Origin of the sequence: Burkholderia sp. LMG 13014 (genome assembly GCF_905232215.1) — a bacterium.
GTDB lineage: Bacteria > Pseudomonadota > Gammaproteobacteria > Burkholderiales > Burkholderiaceae > Burkholderia.
Genome location: NZ_CAJNKE010000674.1, coordinates 1 through 2,953 on the forward strand (window position 1 = coordinate 1; position 2,953 = coordinate 2,953).

2 protein-coding genes are annotated in these 2,953 nt (G+C 66.7%); one reads left to right on the plus strand and one right to left on the minus strand.

Features of this window, described 5'->3' with window-relative positions:
* A partial coding sequence (locus JYJ84_RS32885; protein WP_205190001.1) for a S10 family peptidase occupies positions 1 to 1,672 on the plus strand: 1,672 nt, incomplete at its 5' end.
* Between the two features lie 343 nt (positions 1,673 to 2,015).
* Here the strand turns inward: JYJ84_RS32885 and JYJ84_RS32890 are convergent.
* On the minus strand, positions 2,016 to 2,804 hold the full coding sequence (locus JYJ84_RS32890) for a sulfite exporter TauE/SafE family protein (RefSeq protein WP_122944615.1): 789 nt from the start codon (positions 2,802 to 2,804) through the stop codon (positions 2,016 to 2,018).
* Positions 2,805 to 2,953: the final 149 nt, after the last annotated feature.

Genomic DNA, 2,953 nt, shown 5'->3' on the forward strand with positions numbered 1-2,953 from the left:
CGGCAGCACGTCGGCCAGCACCAACGCAACGAATGCCACGCCGGCCGACCAGCCGTACGTCGACAACGACGTGTACGGCACCGGGCCGAACGACGCGGTCACGGATTCCACGGAAGGGGCGGCCGTCGTGCACCGCACGGTCACGGTTGGCGGCAAGACGATCAACTACACGGCCACCACCGGCCACCTGACGACGATCGATCCGACCACGTCGGCGCCGAACGCGAAGATGTTCTACGTCGCGTACACGCAGGACAATCCGGACCCGTCGAAGCCGCGCCCGGTTACGTTCTTCTACAACGGCGGCCCCGGCTCGTCGTCGGTCTACCTGCTGCTCGGCTCGTACGGGCCGAAGCGCCTGCAGTCGTCGTTCCCGAACTTCACGCCGCCCGCGCCGTACAAGCTGCTCGACAACCCGGACAGCCTGCTCGACCGCACCGACGTCGTGTTCATCAACCCGGTCGGCACCGGCTATTCGACGGCGATCGCGCCGGCGAAGAACAAGGACTTCTGGGGCACCGACCAGGACGCGCGCTCGATCGACCGCTTCATCCAGCGCTACCTGACCAAGTACTCGCGCTGGAACTCGCCGAAGTTCCTGTACGGCGAGTCGTACGGCACCGCGCGCAGCGCGGTCGTGTCGTGGGTGCTGCATGAGGACGGCATCGACCTGAACGGGATCACGCTGCAATCGTCGATCCTCGACTACGCGAACGCGATCTCCGCACCGGGCACGTTCCCGACGCTCGCGGCCGACGCGTTCTACTGGAAGAAGACGACGCTCAACCCGACGCCGACCGATCTCGACGCGTACATGGTCCAGGCCCGCAACTACGCGGACAACACGCTCGCGCCGCTCGCGCAGAAGCCGAACCCGCAGGACGGCGGCTTCGTGAACGTGCGCCTGAACCTGAACCTGCAGACCGCGCAGCAGATGGGTTCGTACATCGGCACGGATCCGACCTCGTTGATCCAGACGTTCGGCAACCCGGCCGCGCTCGGCAACGTGCCATCGTCGGACGACAACCCGCCGTACACGTTCTTCCTGACGCTCGTGCCGGGTACGCAGATCGGCCAGTACGACGGTCGCGCGAACTTCACCGGCAAGGGCATCGCGCCGTACATCCTGCCGAACTCGGGCAGCAACGATCCGTCGATCACGAACGTCGGCGGCGCGTACACGGTGCTGTGGAACAGCTACATCAACACCGACCTCAAGTACACGTCGACGTCGTCGTTCGTGGACCTGAACGACCAGGTCTTCAACAACTGGGACTTCAGCCACACGGACCCGACCGGCGCGAACAAGGGCGGCGGCAATACGCTGTACACGGCGGGCGACCTGGCGTCGACGATGAGCGTGAACCCGGACCTGAAGGTGCTGTCGGCAAACGGCTATTTCGATGCGGTCACGCCGTTCCACCAGACGGAGCTGACGCTTGCGCAGATGCCGCTCGACCCGACGCTCAAGGCGCAGAACCTGACGATCAAGAACTACCCGTCGGGCCACATGATCTACCTGAACGACGCGTCGCGGACCGCGCTGAAGGGCGATCTCGCCAACTTCTACGATGGCATCCTGGCCAACCGCACCGCGCTGCAGCGCGTGCTGAAGCTGCAGATGCGCACGCAGCAGCTCAAGCAGCAGAAGCTGCAGCAACAGGGGCAGTAAGCGCCGCGGGCGGCTTGCGCCGCCTGATCTGACGTAAAGATGCCGCCTGGTTACGTACGCCCGCTCTTCGCGTGACGTGTGTCGATGGCGGTGCGGTCGTCCTCAACGGTGCCCCGGGAGTCATGGACTTCCGGGGCATTGTCTTGTACGGAGCTAGACGAGTCGCCCCGGAAACCGCCCATGACGGTGTTGCCGAATCCTCAAAAGAGGGATGAGCGACCCTCTTTCGAGGATTTGCCAGGACATCCCCATAAAGCGACGGCGGGGTGACGTGACGGGGTCTGTCTTCCGAAGATTCCGGCGAGAGAAAGGATGTCGACGCGCGACGTTGCAACCGCCCCGCTTACGCGAGCACGAGCCGGATGCCGACCGCGACGAGCGTCGCGGCGAGCAGGTTGCGCAGCAGCCGTTCGGGCGCGCGCGCCGACAGCAGGCTGCCGAGCACGATGCCGGGCAGCGAACCGAGCAGCAGCGACAGCAGCATCGACCAGTCGACCGAGCCGAGCAGCCAGTGGCCCATGCCCGCGACGAGCGTGAGCGGCACCGCGTGCGCGATGTCGGAGCCGACGATGCGGGCCGTCGCGAGCGCCGGATACAGCAGCAGGAGCACGGTTACGCCGATCGCGCCGGCGCCGACCGACGTCATCGACACGAGCACGCCGAGCACGGCGCCCGTCAGCACGGTCGACCACAGCGTGCGCGTGGGGCTCGGCGCGAGCGGGTTGCGCGCGGCGAACGCGGTGAGCTGCGGCCGGAAGATCAGCGCGAGCGACGTGAGCAGCAGCGCGACGCCGAGCACGAGCTGGATCATCCGCGCGGTGCCCGGTGCGTTCATCCCGTGCGTATGCAGCCACCACAGCGTGATGGCCGCGGCCGGGACGCTGCCCGCCGCGAGCCGGCCCGTGATGCGCCAGTCGATCGACCCCTTCAGCCCGTGGACGAGCGTGCCGGTGCCCTTGGTCGCGGCCGCATACAGCAGGTCGGTACCGACCGCCGTCGCGGGGTGGACGCCGAACAGCAGCACGAGGATCGGCGTCATCAACGAACCGCCGCCGACGCCCGTCAGGCCGACGAGGATGCCGACGAACAGGCCGGACAGCGAGTACAGCAGATCGATATGGGGAAGCGACATCGGAAGCAGGCGGTTATGCGGCGTTCGGCGGCGGCGCGTGGGTCAAAGTCCGCCATTGTCGCAAAAGTGGCGCGTCGATGTACGACTACGTTAAAAATCGGCCGGGAAAGCCCGTGGGGCGGGCATCCGGACCGGGGTGAAACAGGCGT